Genomic DNA, 16258 nt, shown 5'->3' with positions numbered 1-16258 from the left:
ATCCCTTATGGCCGCGCCAATGGCGCCGCTACCCCTACCCGCTTTAACATTCATAACTTGACGTCTTTCCAGAAACTTGGAGGCGGCGATGCGCACTGACATGTTCAAAGTGATTGTCGAGAGACCACGATGGGGCGCCGGTCACGCCGCCTCTCCCAAACTTAAAAGGACCAAAGACTACACTCTAAAAACTATCGGCCATAAACGGCACGCCATCGAGAGCACGCGTTACACCAAGGGCTTCAACGAGAATCTAGCGCCACTTGTCCGCTTCTTAAGAAGCCGATGTGGACAACGCTGGGATGACGTCTTCAGTGAGATATGCGCGCAACTTGACACCGGCAGCACAATGAAAATGCATGTGCGCCAGCACATAGAGGACTTCGTGCTCGCGCGGATTTCCATTGGCCGATACGGTAAATGGCTGTTCGAAGGTGAAATCCTCGGTTCGAATGAACGCCGATATCGGCGGCGACAATTCTTTGTAGATCCGACAGATGGCGTCCTGAGGGAACAACGGTTCCTATCCGAATGCCTACCCGTTGCAAATCGGATCATGGGGGCGGCACACCATGAATAAATGCTGTGAGATATCCCTCATTGGCCGCGATCTCGCCCGGTTTGACCCGGTGGCAATCGACCAGTTGGACACCACCGCACGTCTGGAGGGGATGGGAAAGGTAGTCGGCTTGCCTGATCTGCATGCTGGCAACGGTATTGCCGTAGGGGCCGCCTTCTGGTCGCCGGACCGGATCTGGCCCCATCTCGTGGGAAGCGATATTGGTTGTGGCATGGCCCTATGGGAAACGAGCCTTCCGGTTCGCAAATTCCGCGTGAGCCAGGTAGGTCGCCGCCTACAGGGACTCGATGATCCCTGGGAAGGTGCGATGGAGGCCGCTCTAAGTGCCGCTGGCCTTCCCGCCAGTCTGGCTAGCCCATCACTTGGAACCATCGGTGGCGGCAATCACTTCGTCGAGTTTCAACGGATCGAAGACGTTCTGGATACAGACCGATTTGCGGCACTTAACGTCAAGGCGGACCGGGTCTTGATGATGGTTCATAGCGGGTCCCGCGGACTGGGTCAGGCCGTTCTGCAAGAACAGTTGGCGCGAACGGGTAAGTCTGGCCTCATGGCGTCTGAGCCTGAGGCGAAGGCATACCTTTTGGGGCACGATCAGGCCGTTACCTGGGCCATCGTCAATCGGCGAATAATCGCACAACGGTTTATGGACGCCATCGGCGTATCGGGATCCTGCATCCTGGATATCGTCCATAACAGCGTGACCCCTCATGACAGTGGTTGGCTGCACCGTAAGGGTGCTGCGCCCGCAGACCGTGGGTTAGTCGTCATCCCAGGATCGCGAGGGGACTTCAGCTATCTGGTCGAACCCGTACCCGATTTTGCCGAGAAATCCCTCGTTTCACTTGCGCACGGCGCGGGCCGAAAATGGAGCCGAAACGACGCACATGCGCGTCTTTCGCGTCGATATCGATCGTCCGACTTGCAACGCACTAAACTTGCAAGCCATGTCATCTGCGAGGACCGCCGGCTGATATTCGAGGAGGCCCCGGAGGCTTATAAAGATATCGCAGGGGTTATCGCGGATCTCGAGGCCGCTGGGCTCATAAGGGCTATCGCGCGACTACGGCCTCTCCTGAGCTACAAGACGAGGCGCCATGACTGAGATCATTCTCCACTTAACTTCCGGCAAAGGTCCGGACGAATGCCGATGGATGGTCGCTCAGCTCTCCAGAGCCTTTACCAGGGAGGCTCTGAAGGATGGAGTCGTATGCGAAGTCATCGACTCTGAAGAGGAACTGCCCGCATCGCTGCTCCTGAGCGTGACGGGCGATCAAGCAGAGGCCTTTGTCTCCGCCCGGGTGGGGACCATTCAATGGATAGGCGAAAGCCCATTCAGACCCCGTCATAAACGCCGGAACTGGTTTGTTGGTGTAAACATCGCACCATCGCCCGACGCTATGCCCGATCTGAGGGACGAAGATATTGTGTTTCAAACGATGAGAGCGAGCGGACCTGGTGGGCAGCATGTCAACAAGACAGACAGCGCGGTTCGGGCTACGCACAAGCCGACGGGCCTGATTGTGACCGCCCAGGAACAACGGTCTCAGCATGCAAACCGAAAACTTGCCAGGCAAAAACTCGCTGCTTTGTTGGATGCACAACGCGAAAAGGCTGGCGACAATGCCCGCCAGGCGCAGTGGTCAACTCATCAAAACCTAGAGCGCGGGAAGGCTGTGAGAACCTACACCGGCCCACTCTTTGCCCTAAAGAGCCCCAGGTAAGGCCTTCGCTGCTGCGGCGCTGGAAACGGCACCACAGCAGCGAGGCCGTTCACCCCCCTGCGAAACTTAGCAGCGTTCACGCGCTATGGCCGGCCAATATTCAGGTTATTGCCTGGCCGTCAAACCCTTGCATCTCAGAAGAAGCGTCGCGATTAACCCTGAAAAAAATGAGTTGTTTTCATCCTCTTCGCGCCCTGAGCGGCCATTCGACGGACGTTCATCCGCCAGCTCCCATTGCGGACAGCGCGAAAGGCCCAATTACCTGAGCGCATACGCAAAACACAAAATGAGTTGCGCGTCTCTCAATTGAGATACATACTGGTGCGCGAGAGGAGGCTCTTATGGCCCAGACTTCAATGCTTCACGTTCGCGTTGATGACGAACTCAAAGCCGCTGCCGCTGAGAAACTCGCTGACTTCGGCCTAACTATCTCCGATGCTGTTCGCATCTTGCTTACCCGCGTCGCAAAAGACGGCGGCCTGCCAGTTGGGCTCATGACTTCACAAGAGGCCTACGATGACTGGTTTAAAGCGAAGGTCTATGAAGCTCTTGAGGAAGAAGGTTCCGGCATCAATCATCAACAGGTGATGGACGAAACCGAAGCTCTTATCGATAGGAAGCGTCGTGCTGGCGCTTGAATGGCGTTCGGCAGCGCGCGCAGACCTCTTCGCGATAATCGACTACATCTCAGATAATAATCCGGACGCCGCGCAACGGCTGAAGGATCTCATACAAACGAAGATCGCAAAGCTTCAGGCCCGGCCCAAACTGTTTCGGCCAGGCCGAGTGCCGGGAACGCGCGAAATGATGGTCCACTCCAGTTACGTTGTCATTTACACTTTCGACGCTGAGAAGGTTTCAATTTTGAGAGTCCTACATACCGCAAGGCAATGGCCTGCGAGCTAAAATTTTGTCGCCCCAGCGCCCACTGCGGTCATATGTCGAGTTAATGACCTTACCGCCCGTAAGCGGTCATCACCGCCCCAGTTTTCTCCTACCAAGCGGATCAAGACATGGGGCAACGTCGGAAGGCCTCTACAACCTCCGCAGCGTGCTCCCTGCGGTCGATTGAGGACAGCGCCCTTAAGAAGGGCATCCGCCCAACTTTACTCAAGCCATATTCCAACAGACCACCAGCGGCGAGTATCTTCGGCAGTAGGACCATCCAAAAAGATCAAAACTTTTCGAATATCCGGCGCGTGCTCAAAGAACGAGACTGGGCAGACACCTTCTCCCCAAACATAAAGATCCGGATCTCCCGGCCTGAGAGGGGAGTCGACATAGGTGGCAGGTGGCACATTGGAATGTTCACAGCCACGTAGTTCTACGCTCAGCCAGCCAAAGCTGCCGTCGAAATGTGATTCTACCTTTTTTACCTGACCATGCCTCAGCCAATAACTCGCATCATGGAGCTTTGCGCCGAACAAAAGGTACGTAGGGGGCTCTGACAGCCGGTGCATACGAAGTCCAATAACGTCAAAACTTTAAACATTTTAACCACACGACTCAGGTAGTCATACAGCCAATGAAGCAGGGCGTCCGAGTACAAAGTCGTCTTGCAACATGCACCCATTTCCTTCGCATTCAGGTTCGCGCCCAATGCAGACATTTCGGTCCAGCCTGCACGTCGCCTCTGAAACCGGACATAGCGACGGGCCGCTTATTCCGCACCAACGGATTAGACGTGGATTAAAGAGAAAAAGACTACTGAGGTAAATTTGCCCGGCGGACGACCGTAAGGCGTTCGATTTCGCCCGGCCAGAGCCCTTTGTGGCCCGCCGGCCCCTTGAAAAAAACGCCATCAACTCTGATCGCACTATCATTGATAAACGGCACATCTTCAGGGGCGGCGAAGGAAGACGGCTGACCTAACCAAACGCAGGCGTTATACCGGTACGTGGTGGCTGCTTCCTTGTCTTCGCAGAAGGTTTGGCCTTCGAATTCCCCGTGGAAATAGCCAGTGACTGATACCCGTTTGCCATCGAAGTCGTCCGCGTGCGTCAGTAGTGTCGTGAGGGTAACATCGCGTGTCGGCTGAAGGTCTCCCTCGGAAACAGTTGTGAGATTATTTGTCACATCGGCCTTCATGCGAGTCGCGTAATCACGGATGACGGCATCGACCGCTTGAGCCACACCGGTCGTCGGGGCGGTATAACCGTGGAAATCATCCTCGCGATTGCGAATCCTTACACTTAGCCACCAAGTTTCATCGGGATTGCCGCTTTTGGACGGCGGCGGATTGAGGTCAAACACACCTGCGTCGAGCAGCGCCTGACCGAAGGCAGACTGGTCGTCCGGAGACATGATCAGGCCTTCGTTGGAAAACGTCGTGCACTTGACTACAGGATCAATAGCGCCGCGAATCCACTCTTGGCGGCGGTAACCGAAACCATTCGCACCCGCTAGATAAATGGTGATCGTTACGTCGCGATCGTCAGTGCCCGAACGAATATGCTTGTTGACCTCATAACTGACGAACAGCGACTTTTCTTCCGCAACTGCTGGTCCGGCACAAATGGAGGCGAAAAGCGTCAGAAATAGGCTGAACCGGATCATTTGTTGCCCGTATGCTGATATCTGCCTTATAGATACACCAAACTGAAAAATGCCGGGAGGTATTTCCGCGGCCGCCAGCGAAGTCACTTCATTTGCGCGCCCAATCCGGACATTCGCTACACTGCAAACATTCATGCCTATGAGCGGACTAAACGGGTTCTACCAAATAGCGCTCGGCGTGCATTTGGTCAGCCACCAAGCTTATTCCGGTTCTGATCAGAATACCATTCAGCTGGGAAACGCGAGAAATATCGCTCCTCTTCTTTTCGCTCAGCCTCGGTGATAGCATTTCGCATTTTTCCTGCCCCGTAGGTACCGGGCGACGGCCAAGTTGGCCGCGTACCTTTTGACTCTGGGTAAATTCGCCAACCTACGATTTGAGGAAGCATTTTAATTCGTATAATTTCCGATGGTTTGATCGAGCGCGGTATAAGGATCTCCCAACCCATTGAAACTTTGACGTGCGCCATCGTCACAGCTTCAACCGCACTCATTTCTTCAGGCTGTTTATCGAACCGGCCAACATGAACAGACTGAGTGTCTGGAACGCGAAAATACACCCCACAAATTCTCTCTCTGCTTCGCCGGCGAAGTTCGTGCAACCATTGATGGGTTGCGTAAAAATCAGGAAGTACCGGAAAACAGAAGACACCTTTAGCTGGGACTGTCTCCCTCATGAAGCGAGACGGCGTTAGACCATTGCGCCTGATAGACGCCACAGACGACTCAGTTGTCAGGTGCACAAATGTCGCCATGTGAGTTCTCTTACACCGCCAATGCTATCGACGTTAAAACTGCCTCGCACCGTCGAGAAGATAACTCACTAAGGGCAAGGGCAAAATTGTCGTATTGATAAAATATTCTGCACACTGAGCTCGGAATAGGGAACCCTGAAAGAGTCTGCTCGTTATGTAAATTGAACCTTCTGATGTGCGCCCACAGCGGCCATTCGACGGATGCCGAAATATGCCGCTAGCGATCATCAGGTTTGATCGCGCGGTGCTTCGTTGTGCCTTTTGGCGCGGGTCGACGTACGGTTCGGTATCGACAGGAATATTTTGTTTTAGATTTCGATCCGGACCGTATGCTTAGATTAAGTGACGAGCGATAAACCACGGCGCTTTGGGGAATTTACCTGACTTGCCGTCTTTCCACGGTCAAGGTGTCCAAACATGTGCACTGGTCACCCAACTCATTGTTATAGGGATCACTGCGTTCAAGGTTTGACAATAAGTTGTTTGTGTTTCCGTTAGCGAGTTGACATATGAAAGCCATCCGCGAACCGGCGGTATTACCAAACTCAATCCTGTGTGTCGTTTGAATGCCCGCCTCCCGATCTGCGTCAGCACCCGCCCCCATACCTAATTTTTTGTCGCGCTTAAGTGCCGCCCGCAGCAATCTGGGGCCCAGTGCCCGGCTGGTGGCTGACTACATCCTGCAGAATGCCGGCACCGTTGTGGGAGTGTCCATAACGGAACTCGCGGAAAAGGCGGGGGTGAGCGAGGGCACCGTCATCAACCTGTGTCAGCAACTCGGGGCGAAAGGCTTTCAGCAACTAAAATTATCGCTTGCGCAGGAACTGGTTCAGCCGGTGCATTTCATTCATGAGGACCTTGAGCCCTCGGATGATATCGAAACCACCTGCCGTAAAATCTTCCATTCTGGCGCCCAAGCGCTCAGCGATACCCTCTCGGTGCTGGACCCTGCAGCCATGAGTGAGGCCGTGCGGCTTATGACCCGGGCGAAGCGTATTGAAGTTTACGGTATCGGGTCATCGGCACCGGTGGCTGAAGACGCCAATTACCGCTTACTGCGTATTGGGCTGGAGTCGAAAGTGGTTGTCGACTCACACGTACAAGCGATCAGTGCGTCACGAACGGACCCTGACGTAGCGGTTTTGACCATTTCACACTCCGGGGCAACACAGGAGACGCTAACCTCGACCCGATTGGCACATGAGGCCGGGGCCAAGACAATCGTCATAACGAACTTCACCCGATCGCCCATCTTCGCCCATGCAGATGTACGTCTACTGACTATGGCTCGTGAAACCCTGTTTCGAACCGAGGCTATGACGAGCCGCATCGCTCAGCTTTGTGTCGTGGACGCGCTCATTGCCGCCTTGGCCCTGCATGATTTTGATCGAGCGAGCCAAACCCTTCAGGAAACGTTCGATGTTCTCTCTCTTAAGCGCTCCTAGTGAGAGGCCTGGCGCTTGAGATAATTTCAATTATTATATATTTTGACCTGAGATTTTTTCACTAATTCGTCACGGATTTGCCGCCACAGTTTAACAATAGGTGAATATTCCCCTTCTTCATGCGGTCCGCTCACCGGGCTGCCTGACATATTGGGGACATTTCAATGAAACGCTATTTCTTCGGCGCAAGCACGAGTGTGCTCGCCCTGCTGGCTGCCGGAACGGCGATGGCCGCCGGCCCCGCCGATACGGGAAAAGACACTACCGTCGATCAAACCATTCAGGAGATCACCGTCAAAGGTGAAAAGAACCGCACCTCACTCCTGGCCAAAGAAGCCGAAGCCTACGGCACCGAAGTTCAGGTGGTGGGCGCCAAGGCTATCGAGGACTCTGGCGCAATCAATCTCGCCGAAGCCATGCAGTTCCTCGTCAAGGGCGTCAACATCGGCTATTCGCCGGACGAGGGCGAATTTACCATCCGCCTTGATGGCGGCGGCGACCGCGATACCCTGGTCACGATCGACGGCGTGCCCACCTATGACCGCGGCCCGGCCCTCGAAAACATCTGGGGCGCGACGGCCATCGACCCGCACATGATCGACCGTATCGAAGTCTATCGCGGCGGCAACAGCCTCTACTTTGGCTCCAATGGCGGCATCGGGGTGGTCAATGTGATCACCAAAAAGCCCGATGGGACAAAGAAAGGTGAGTTTGGCGTCTCTTACGGCTCGTTTGAAACGCGGGAGATCTGGGGCAACTATGCCTTCCCGCTCGATAAAGACGGCAAGCACAGCCTGATGGTCTACGGCACCATGCTAGCCACCGACAGCCCGCGCATCTTCGATCCTGAAAAATTCACCGATAACGTCAAGCTGTCGGGCGGGGTGCAGGACTATCCCTACAACCGTAACAATATCGGCGCGAAATATCTCTGGAAGATCGACGACAATACCGAATTCCGCGCCAATGCCATCTATGTGGAAAGCTGGTTCCAGGACCCGTTCCCGTCGGGTGAGTCCTACTCTCCGAACACGCTGCGCTATCCGATCCTCGACGCTGCCTTCACCAAGCGCGTTTCAGACAAACTTTTGTTCGAGGCCTCGGCCTATTACTCCAATCCGAAGCTGTGGAACGCGGAACTCTACCCCGAAATCTGCCGTATCGCTGCGGGATGTGTTGATCCGAACAACCCGTCAAGAACAATACCGCGCGGCGACTGGACCGGTGCCGTTGAACCCGCCTTCGCTCACGGTTTCGGGACGACCAACCAGTTCAAATCGGGTTACAAGGAAATGGGGGCCACTGTGCGGGCCACCTGGCAAGCGCACCGCCTGCTCGAAGTGATCGGCGGGTTGCAGTACGTAACCTATAAGGACGACTCCTCGGAAGCGTTCGCCACCCCGAACAATGATTTTGCGACCACGGGCGTCTTTGTGGACCTGCACCCGAAACTGGCCTTCAGCCCGGATACCAATATCTCGCTGGCCGTGCGAACGGACTTCTCTGACGCTTTTGACTCCAAAACCATCTGGAAGTTCGGTCTGCGTCAACCGGTTTTCGGTTCGGGCTACATCCGGGCCAATGGCGGCACCTCCTATTCGTTGCCGCAAACCAACGAGCTTTATCAGAACAATCCGCGTCCGCCCGGCGCGACCAGCCCGGTCTTCACCGTCGGCAACCCGGATCTCTTGCCCGAAGAAACGAAGACCTTTGCGGCCGCCATGGGCTATAGCCGGACCTTCGGGGATATCTCCGTTGCCGGTGAACTGGGTGGTTTCCATACCGAAATCACCAATCGCATCACCACGACCTCGGGTCTGACGCCGAATGTGTATTTCAACTCATCGGCCATTACCGAAATCAAGGGAGCAACCGCCTCGCTCGACATGAGCGTCGGTGATCAGTGGGATATGAACTTCGCCTATACAAGCACCGACGCATCGGAAACGTCGGGTTCGCGTAAAGGCCTGCAACTGGCTGAAACGCCGTCGTGGTTCTCGACGGCATCGGTGAACTGGACGTCGCAAAACCGTCGCTGGAAATTCCTGGCACTGGCCCGCATCCAGGGTTCGGAATGGGCGCGCGGCGGTCCGGCCATTGCTGGCACAACCAAGCCCGCCGTCAACGGCCGGGGTCAGGACACCGGGGTTCCGAAGTTCAGCCACAACTTCGGCAACTACACCGTCGTCAACGCCTCCGTCACCTACCTGGCGGGTGAACAACTCCAGCACCGCTTCCAACTGCGTATCGTCAACCTGTTCGATGAGTATTACGCGGAGCGCTACGGCTACGGAAACAACTTCTACGGCTCGGCGTTTAACCGGGGTGAGTACACCAATACCGATGACCGTTACTTCTATGGTTATCCGTTTGAAGGCAAGCCGCGCAGCTTCTACGCGACCTTTGCCACCTCGTTCTGATGCGTCTCACCCCTTCCTCCCTTTGGGAGGGAGGGGTTTTCCTGAACAGATGAGACCGACCCTTCCTGCCTTAGGTCCTGTTTCTATCCGGGCGCGCCCCGGACGCCCCGCCTGGCCTCTTGTCGAAAGCCCCTTGCCATGTTTTCGCGCCGTTTGTTCCTGACGTCCGCTTCGGCCGCACTCTGGGTGCCAGCCTCCGCGCGGGCCTGCGCCTATCCTTTCACTCTGGGGGTGGCCTCCGGCTCACCGCGTGACGACGGAATGGTGCTGTGGACGCGGCTTGCGCCAGAACCGTTGAAGGGCGGCGGCATGAGCGGCCCCGCTGAGGTTCGCTGGCGCCTGTGTGCAGACGAAGGCATGACGAAGGTGGTCCGTCAAGGCGTGGTGATGACCGGTGACGACGTCGGTCACAGCGTCCATATCGTCATCACGGGTCTTCAAGCGGGCCGCGACTACTTCTATCAGTTTCATTACGCCGATGCCGACAGCCCGATCGGCCGCACCCGCACGACCGCGCGCACGGCCACGACGGCGAAACTCGCCCACGCCAGTTGCCAGAGCTACGAGAGCGGCTACTTCACCGCCTACAAGGATATGGCCGAATGGCTGCCAGATTGCGTCATCCATGTCGGTGACTACATCTATGAAGGCGGCATCGGCACCCTCGGCACCCGGATGCGAGACATCGGAAAGGGGCGTCGTCAGGCGTTTGAAACCGTCCGTCTGCACAACAGCGCCGAAATCGTCACCCTTTGGGATTATCGCAACCGCTACGCCCTCTACAAGATGGACCCCCATCTTCAGGCCGCCCATGCCGCCGCGCCGTGGATCGTGGCGATGGACGATCATGAGGTGGACAACAACTGGGCGGGCGACACGCCGCAAGACCCCTATGCCCAGACGCCTCTTGAATTCCGAGTGCGTAAGCTGGCGGCGTTTCAGGCCTACTGGGAGCACATGCCGATTGAAAAGCCACCGGTACTTGAGGGGTTAAAAAGCACCCTTCAGATGTACGGTCGGTATCGCTTCGGCCCGGCCGAAGTGAACCTTCTCGACACCCGGCAGTTTCGCGACGATCAGGCCTGCGGCGACAATCGCAAAACCCCGTGTACAACCTTGCTCGATCCGAAGCGCACCCTCACCGGTGTGGCGCAGGAAGACTGGTTACTTAAGGGGATTGATCGGTGTGAGGCCCCGTTCACCGTTTTGGCTTCGCAGACCTGGTTTGGCTCTTTCCGTTATAATGGTGCCCCCGATGCGCCTGAACGCAATCTCGATCAGTGGGATGGCTACCCGGTTCAGCGCCAGCGGCTGATCGATGCGCTGGCCGCGGGCAAGGCCCGCCCGATCGTTTTGTCCGGCGATTGGCATTGTTCGGCGGTGATGAGTTTGCACCGCGATCCTTATGAGGCCAAAACGCCGCGCATCGGTCATGAATTTGCCGGCACCTCCATCGCCTCGGCTTGCCCGTGGGCGAGAGACATGCAGGATGCCCTGTCGCATAACCCGCATGTCCACCACTATAACGGCGATCAGCGCGGCTATGTGCGCCACACCGTCACACCGGACAACTGGGCCGCAGACTATCGCGTGGTGGCTGACGCCGGCATCGAAACCAGCCCTGTACGAACCGACATCACTTTCCATACAAAGGAGGCCTGAGATGGCCACTGATCGCCGTTCGTTTCTGCGTCTGATGGGCGCAGGCGTAGCCACAAGCGCCCTTTATCCGGAAATTGCCGCCGCTCTCGATATTCCGGCAAAGCGGGTTTCAGGGACCCTTCAGGATGTGAAGCACATCGTCATCCTGATGCAGGAAAATCGCTCCTTCGACCACTATTTCGGCACCCTGAAAGGCGTGCGCGGTTTCGGTGACCGACACCCCGTGCCCATGCCGGCCGGACCTGTATGGCAGCAATCGGACGGACAAAACATCATTGCGCCCTTCCATCTCGATACGAAAACGACCAACGCCATCGCCGTGCCGGGCACACCGCATTCCTTTGCGGATTCACAGGCGGCCTGGAATCAGGGCCGCTTCGGTTACTGGCCGAGGTTCAAAAACCCCTATTCCATGGGCTACTACAAACGGTCAGACATACCGTTCCAGTTCGCCCTGGCCGAGGCCTTTACTATCTGTGACGCCTATCATTGCTCCATTACAACCGGTACGGACCCGAATCGTATCGTCTTCTGGTCAGGCTCCAACCATGACCCGCAGCTTCGGGCAAAGGGCATCAACGCCACAGAAGCGAATTCAGAACCCAACAATCTGCGTTGCTGGATCAAGGGGGCGCTGCCTGAGCCCGGATATACCTATCAGGGGACGGCGTTTGACTGGCCTACCATTCCGGACGTGCTTGAACAGGCCGGGGTCTCGTGGCGCATCTATCAGGACCCGAACGATAACTGGACCGGTGCCATGCACGGCGGCCTCGCCTTCCGCAGTTTCCGCGAGTGCAAGCCGGGTGAACCCCTTTATGAAAAGGGCATGGCGCACTGGTCGCTGGAGCAATTCGCCGAAGACGCCCGGCAAGGCACACTCCCGGCGGTCTCGTGGATATTACCGCCCAAGGACTGGTCAGAGCATCCCTCAGCCTCTACGCCGCTTCAGGGCGCGGAGTTTACCGCCAGCATTCTCAAAGCCCTGACCGCCAATCCGGAGACCTGGAGCCAGTCGGTCTTCTTTCAGACCTTTGATGAAAACGACGGCCTGTTTGACCACGCCCCTCCGCCGGCTCCGCCGTCGTACCGGGCTGACGGAACGCTGGCCGGCAAATCCACCCTGCCGCTGGAGGGCTTCTATTTTTCGGACCCGGATGGCAAGTATCGCGATCCGCGCGACACGGTATCCGGCAGCCTACGGCCCTGGGGGCTTGGCCCCCGCGTGCCGATGTACGTAGTATCGCCGTGGTCGAAGGGCGGGTTTGTCGCCTCCGAAGTCTTTGACCATACCTCCGTCGGTCAGTTCATCGAAAAGCGTTTCGGCGTCGTGGTGCCTGCGATTAGCCCCTGGCATCGCGCCGTGTGCGGCGATCTGACGTCGTGCTTTGACTTCGATACCCCCAATGACCCGGCCTTTCCGCCTCTGCCAGACAGTTCCAACTCTGAGCGCGAGGTTCTGAGACAAATCCATCGCAAGGCGATCACGCCGCCGAGCGTGCCCCAGCCTTTGCAACAGGAGTCGGGGGCACGGCCCTCGCGTCCACTGCCCTACAGGCCAGAGGTTACGGCCCGGGTGGGTGGCACAGACCTAACGCTTGATTTGCGCACTTCCGGAACAAAGGGTCTGGTCCTGCATGTCTATGACCGGCTGAACCTCGACCTCATTCCGCGCCGTTACACGATCGAAGCGGGGAAGCACCTGTCTGATGTCTGGTCGGTAAAGGATAAGGCCTATGACCTCTGGGTTTCAGGTCCGAACGGCTTTCTGCGCATCTTTGCGGGGCAATCGGACTTTGCTGCCGAAACGGCACTTGAAACCCGCCGCAATACCGTTGTCCTCACGCTGAAAAATCACGCAAAAACACTTCAAAAACTCACGATGGATCAAAGCGTTTACGGCGGACCTGTGCAGACAGTGTCACTGGATGGGGGCAAGACACAGAGCGTCACGCTCGACACAGGCGCCAGCGGCGGCTGGTACGATGTGACGGTTTCAGCGGAGGGCTTCCTGCGGCGCTACGCGGGTCGTCTGGAGAACGGGCACGCGTCGATCAGCGACCCGGCGGTTTAGTAGTTTCTGAAACACGCCGTGATGAGGATGGGGCAAAGTGCGAGGCGTCAAGTTAACGAGCACGCTGCCGCAGGTTGCTCCACACAGCGACAGACTTCTCTGAATGAGCAGAGAGCGGTTTGGCCTTTGAGACAACAAATAACCATCAGTTGTGAAACTGGCGTTATACCGTCCTTTAAGCAGATTTCGGCCGTATAGCCTCAACGTTCCAGTCTCTTCGTTGAAGGCGCCCAACCAAGCTAGTCATTTATCACCCTTTAAAGCCCGCTTTAAAGCTTCGCATGCTCGTCCGCGTGACCGCTTGGGGCCAAATCCGGTAAAACCTGCTTCCCGTGACCTGCGGTAAAAAGAGGCCGTTCGGCCTGTTTGCCTAGTCGGCGCTCGCCCGCGCAAACCACACCTGGCCGCGCTTAAAGAGCTGAACCTTACCGCCAAGAATGGTGTGCGTTTGCATAGCCCTCAGCCATAAATCGCCTTATGCGATAGCATCGCACCACCATCGCGCGACCCCTTCAATCCGGGCTGATTTTTGGGCTAGGTTTGGGCTAACGCAAAAACGGCCCTTCCGAGGAAGAGCCGTTTTAGCAAACAACTGATATTGTTTAAGATCTTGGGTGCGGGAGCCAGATTTGAACTGACGACCTTCAGGTTATGAGCCTGACGAGCTACCGGGCTGCTCCATCCCGCGACACGTTTAACCAGAGGGGTGTCTGGTTAAGCAAAAGACCGGTCTTTGGTGGACCGGCCTTTTATATATGTGTGCCTGAAGGGTTATTTTCTTATGTTTGATAGACCTGGCGGCGACCTACTCTCCCGCGCCTTAAGACGAAGTACCATTGGCCCAGGCAGGCTTAACGACCGAGTTCGGAATGGGATCGGGTGGGGACCGGCCGGCATAGCCACCAGGTCAATCGAACACAAGATATGGCTCTCACATCAAAGTGTCCTCGGCTTTGCCTGCGGTACTTTGAAGTGGGAACAACATCGACAAAAACATCTCGGGGCGCCCCTTCGATATTTTTGGCTTTGTTAAGCGAAGACATTGTATGAAGAACGAGCACTGTAGGGTGCGTTTATTTGAGGGAACGATCAAGCCGATCGGATTATTAGTACTGGTTAGCTTCACTCCTCACGGAGCTTCCACACCCAGCCTATCAACGTGGTCGTCTACCACGATCCTCAGCGAGACCTTGTTTTGAGGTTAGTTTCCCGCTTAGATGCTTTCAGCGGTTATCTATTCCATACTTAGCTACCCTGCTGCGCGGCTGGCGCCACGACAGGTCCACCAGAGGTATGTCCATCCCGGTCCTCTCGTACTAGGGACAGATCCTCTCAAGTCTCGAACACCCACGGCAGATAGGGACCAAACTGTCTCACGACGTTCTGAACCCAGCTCACGTACCACTTTAAATGGCGAACAGCCATACCCTTGGGACCTGCTCCAGCCCCAGGATGTGATGAGCCGACATCGAGGTGCCAAACTTTGCCGTCGATATGGACTCTTGGGCAAAATCAGCCTGTTATCCCTAGAGTACCTTTTATCCGTTGAGCGATGGCCCTTCCACGCAGGACCACCGGATCACTATGGCCGACTTTCGTCTCTGCTCGACTTGTCAGTCTCGCAGTCAGGCGGGCTTATGCCATTGCACTCAGCGAACGATTTCCGACCGTTCTGAGCCCACCATCGCGCGCCTCCGTTACACTTTGGGAGGCGACCGCCCCAGTCAAACTACCCACCACGCCATGTCCCGGACCCGGATAGACGGGCCGCGGTTAGACGCCAACAGCAATAAGGGTGGTATTTCAAGGATGGCTCCACAGAGACTGGCGCCCCTGCTTCATAGCCTCCCACCTATCCTACACATGTTGCTGCTAACGCCAAGGCGAAGCTATAGTAAAGGTTCATAGGGTCTTTCCGTCTGACCGCGGGAACCCCGCATCTTCACGGGGAATTCAATTTCGCTGAGCCTATGCTGGAGACAGTGGGGAAGTCGTTACGCCATTCGTGCAGGTCGGAACTTACCCGACAAGGAATTTCGCTACCTTAGGACCGTTATAGTTACGGCCGCCGTTTACCGGGGCTTCAATTCGGAGCTTGCACCCCTCCTTTTAACCTTCCGGCACCGGGCAGGCGTCAGACCCTATACGTCGCTTTACAGCTTCGCAGAGCCCTGTGTTTTTGATAAACAGTCGCTACCCCCTGGCTTGTGCCACTCAGTCCTGCTTGCGCAAGGTGAGTCACGCTTATCCCGAAGTTACGCGTGTAATTTGCCGAGTTCCTTCAGCATAGTTCTCTCAAGCGCCTTGGTATGCTCTACCTGACCACCTGTGTCGGTTTCGGGTACAGTCTATGTATGAGTTATTTCCAGGGACAGCTTCGCTGCACGTACAATCCAATAAGCACGTACAACTTACACCATCCGTCACTTCATACTGGCTCCGGAATATTCACCGGATTCCCATCGACTACGCCTTTCGGCCTCGCCTTAGGGGCTGGCTAACCCTGCGCAGATTAGCTTTACGCAGGAACCCTTGGTCTTTCGGCGAGAGTGTCTCTCACACTCTTTATCGCTACTCATGTCAGCATTCTCACTTCCGATACCTCCAGCCAACCTCACGATTGACCTTCTCAGGCTTACGGAACGCTCCGCTACCGCTCACTTACGTGAACCCATATCTTCGGCGTATGGCTTGAGCCCCGTTACATTTTCCGCGCAGGATCGCTTGATCAGTGAGCTGTTACGCTTTCTTTAAAGGATGGCTGCTTCTAAGCCAACCTCCTGATTGTCAATGCAATCCCACATCGTTTCCCACTTAGCCATAACTTGGGGGCCTTAGATGATGGTTAGGGTTGTTTCCCTTTTCACGACGGACGTTAGCACCCGCCGTGTGTCTGCCGGACAGTTCTCTTGGGTATTCGGAGTTTGGTTAGAATTGGTACAGCTCGCGCCGCCCGCATCCATCCAGTGCTCTACCCCCCAAGGAATACATCCGACGCTCTACCTAAATAGATTTCGCGGAGAACCAGCTATGTCCAGGTTT

At 56.2% G+C, this 16258-nt stretch carries 11 protein-coding genes, 1 tRNA gene and 2 rRNA genes (1 of these 14 cut by a window edge); 9 read left to right on the top strand and 5 right to left on the bottom strand.

Annotated elements, in window-relative coordinates:
* Positions 1-88 precede the first annotated feature (88 nt).
* The 5 genes from AACH73_RS01980 (at position 89) to AACH73_RS01960 (ending at position 3210) form a co-directional block, all read left to right on the top strand.
* Positions 89-580: a hypothetical protein gene (locus AACH73_RS01980; RefSeq protein ID WP_272740862.1), complete on the top strand. Its 492-nt coding sequence runs from the start codon at positions 89-91 to the stop codon at positions 578-580.
* Positions 573-1685 (top strand): RNA ligase RtcB family protein, encoded by a 1113-nt coding sequence (locus AACH73_RS01975; protein WP_338735256.1) that lies wholly within the window; start codon positions 573-575, stop codon positions 1683-1685. Before AACH73_RS01980 ends, AACH73_RS01975 begins: the two co-directional genes overlap by 8 nt.
* Positions 1678-2304, top strand: coding sequence for a peptide chain release factor H (gene prfH / locus AACH73_RS01970; RefSeq protein WP_272740864.1), 627 nt, complete (start codon positions 1678-1680; stop codon positions 2302-2304). Before AACH73_RS01975 ends, prfH begins: the two co-directional genes overlap by 8 nt.
* A gap of 341 nt (positions 2305-2645) precedes the next feature.
* On the top strand, positions 2646-2942 hold the full coding sequence (locus AACH73_RS01965; protein ID WP_338735255.1) for a type II toxin-antitoxin system RelB/DinJ family antitoxin: 297 nt from the start codon (positions 2646-2648) through the stop codon (positions 2940-2942).
* On the top strand, positions 2929-3210 hold the full coding sequence (locus AACH73_RS01960) for a type II toxin-antitoxin system RelE/ParE family toxin (protein ID WP_272740866.1): 282 nt from the start codon (positions 2929-2931) through the stop codon (positions 3208-3210). The genes AACH73_RS01965 and AACH73_RS01960 overlap by 14 nt, the downstream gene beginning before the upstream one ends.
* A gap of 798 nt (positions 3211-4008) precedes the next feature.
* Here AACH73_RS01960 and AACH73_RS01955 read toward each other — a convergent pair.
* Both AACH73_RS01955 and AACH73_RS01950 read right to left on the bottom strand, forming a co-directional pair.
* Positions 4009-4860: a hypothetical protein gene (locus tag AACH73_RS01955; RefSeq protein WP_338735254.1), complete on the bottom strand. Its 852-nt coding sequence runs from the start codon at positions 4858-4860 to the stop codon at positions 4009-4011.
* A 188-nt stretch (positions 4861-5048) separates the two neighbouring features.
* Positions 5049-5615 carry a hypothetical protein gene (locus tag AACH73_RS01950; protein ID WP_338735253.1) on the bottom strand — a complete coding sequence of 189 codons (567 nt, stop codon included), beginning with the start codon at positions 5613-5615 and terminating at the stop codon, positions 5049-5051.
* A 566-nt stretch (positions 5616-6181) separates the two neighbouring features.
* On the opposite strand from AACH73_RS01950, the gene AACH73_RS01945 reads away from it, so the two are divergent.
* From AACH73_RS01945 to AACH73_RS01930, 4 genes are all read left to right on the top strand, one after another.
* Positions 6182-7060, top strand: coding sequence for a MurR/RpiR family transcriptional regulator (locus AACH73_RS01945; RefSeq protein WP_338735252.1), 879 nt, complete (start codon positions 6182-6184; stop codon positions 7058-7060).
* Between the two features lie 164 nt (positions 7061-7224).
* Positions 7225-9480: a TonB-dependent receptor gene (locus AACH73_RS01940; protein WP_338735251.1), complete on the top strand. Its 2256-nt coding sequence runs from the start codon at positions 7225-7227 to the stop codon at positions 9478-9480.
* 138 nt (positions 9481-9618) lie between these two features.
* On the top strand, positions 9619-11142 hold the full coding sequence (locus tag AACH73_RS01935; RefSeq protein ID WP_338735250.1) for an alkaline phosphatase D family protein: 1524 nt from the start codon (positions 9619-9621) through the stop codon (positions 11140-11142).
* A 1-nt stretch (position 11143) separates the two neighbouring features.
* Positions 11144-13216 carry a phospholipase C, phosphocholine-specific gene (locus tag AACH73_RS01930; protein ID WP_338735249.1) on the top strand — a complete coding sequence of 691 codons (2073 nt, stop codon included), beginning with the start codon at positions 11144-11146 and terminating at the stop codon, positions 13214-13216.
* Between the two features lie 611 nt (positions 13217-13827).
* Here the strand turns inward: AACH73_RS01930 and AACH73_RS01925 are convergent.
* From AACH73_RS01925 to AACH73_RS01915, 3 genes are all read right to left on the bottom strand, one after another.
* Positions 13828-13904: transfer RNA gene (locus AACH73_RS01925), tRNA-Met, on the bottom strand.
* 104 nt (positions 13905-14008) lie between these two features.
* Positions 14009-14123, bottom strand: a 5S ribosomal RNA gene (gene rrf, locus AACH73_RS01920).
* 178 nt (positions 14124-14301) lie between these two features.
* A 23S ribosomal RNA gene (locus AACH73_RS01915) occupies positions 14302-16258 on the bottom strand (it continues 821 nt past the right edge of the window).

Origin of the sequence: Asticcacaulis sp. DW145, from assembly GCF_037101385.1 — a bacterium.
Taxonomy (GTDB): Bacteria; Pseudomonadota; Alphaproteobacteria; order Caulobacterales; family Caulobacteraceae; genus Asticcacaulis; species Asticcacaulis currens.
The sequence above is the reverse complement of the archived record's forward strand: the minus strand, read 5'-3'. Positions and strand labels throughout refer to the sequence as shown.

Coding starts and splice junctions, on each gene's coding strand:
- AACH73_RS01940 (WP_338735251.1), top strand. CDS start 7,225: ATGAAACGCTATTTCTTCGGCGCAAGCACGAGTGTGCTCGCCCTGCTG.
- AACH73_RS01980 (WP_272740862.1), top strand. CDS start 89: ATGCGCACTGACATGTTCAAAGTGATTGTCGAGAGACCACGATGGGGC.
- AACH73_RS01975 (WP_338735256.1), top strand. CDS start 573: ATGAATAAATGCTGTGAGATATCCCTCATTGGCCGCGATCTCGCCCGG.
- AACH73_RS01965 (WP_338735255.1), top strand. CDS start 2,646: ATGGCCCAGACTTCAATGCTTCACGTTCGCGTTGATGACGAACTCAAA.
- AACH73_RS01935 (WP_338735250.1), top strand. CDS start 9,619: ATGTTTTCGCGCCGTTTGTTCCTGACGTCCGCTTCGGCCGCACTCTGG.
- AACH73_RS01955 (WP_338735254.1), bottom strand. CDS start 4,860: ATGATCCGGTTCAGCCTATTTCTGACGCTTTTCGCCTCCATTTGTGCC.
- AACH73_RS01930 (WP_338735249.1), top strand. CDS start 11,144: ATGGCCACTGATCGCCGTTCGTTTCTGCGTCTGATGGGCGCAGGCGTA.
- AACH73_RS01945 (WP_338735252.1), top strand. CDS start 6,182: ATGCCCGCCTCCCGATCTGCGTCAGCACCCGCCCCCATACCTAATTTT.
- prfH (WP_272740864.1), top strand. CDS start 1,678: ATGACTGAGATCATTCTCCACTTAACTTCCGGCAAAGGTCCGGACGAA.
- AACH73_RS01950 (WP_338735253.1), bottom strand. CDS start 5,615: ATGGCGACATTTGTGCACCTGACAACTGAGTCGTCTGTGGCGTCTATC.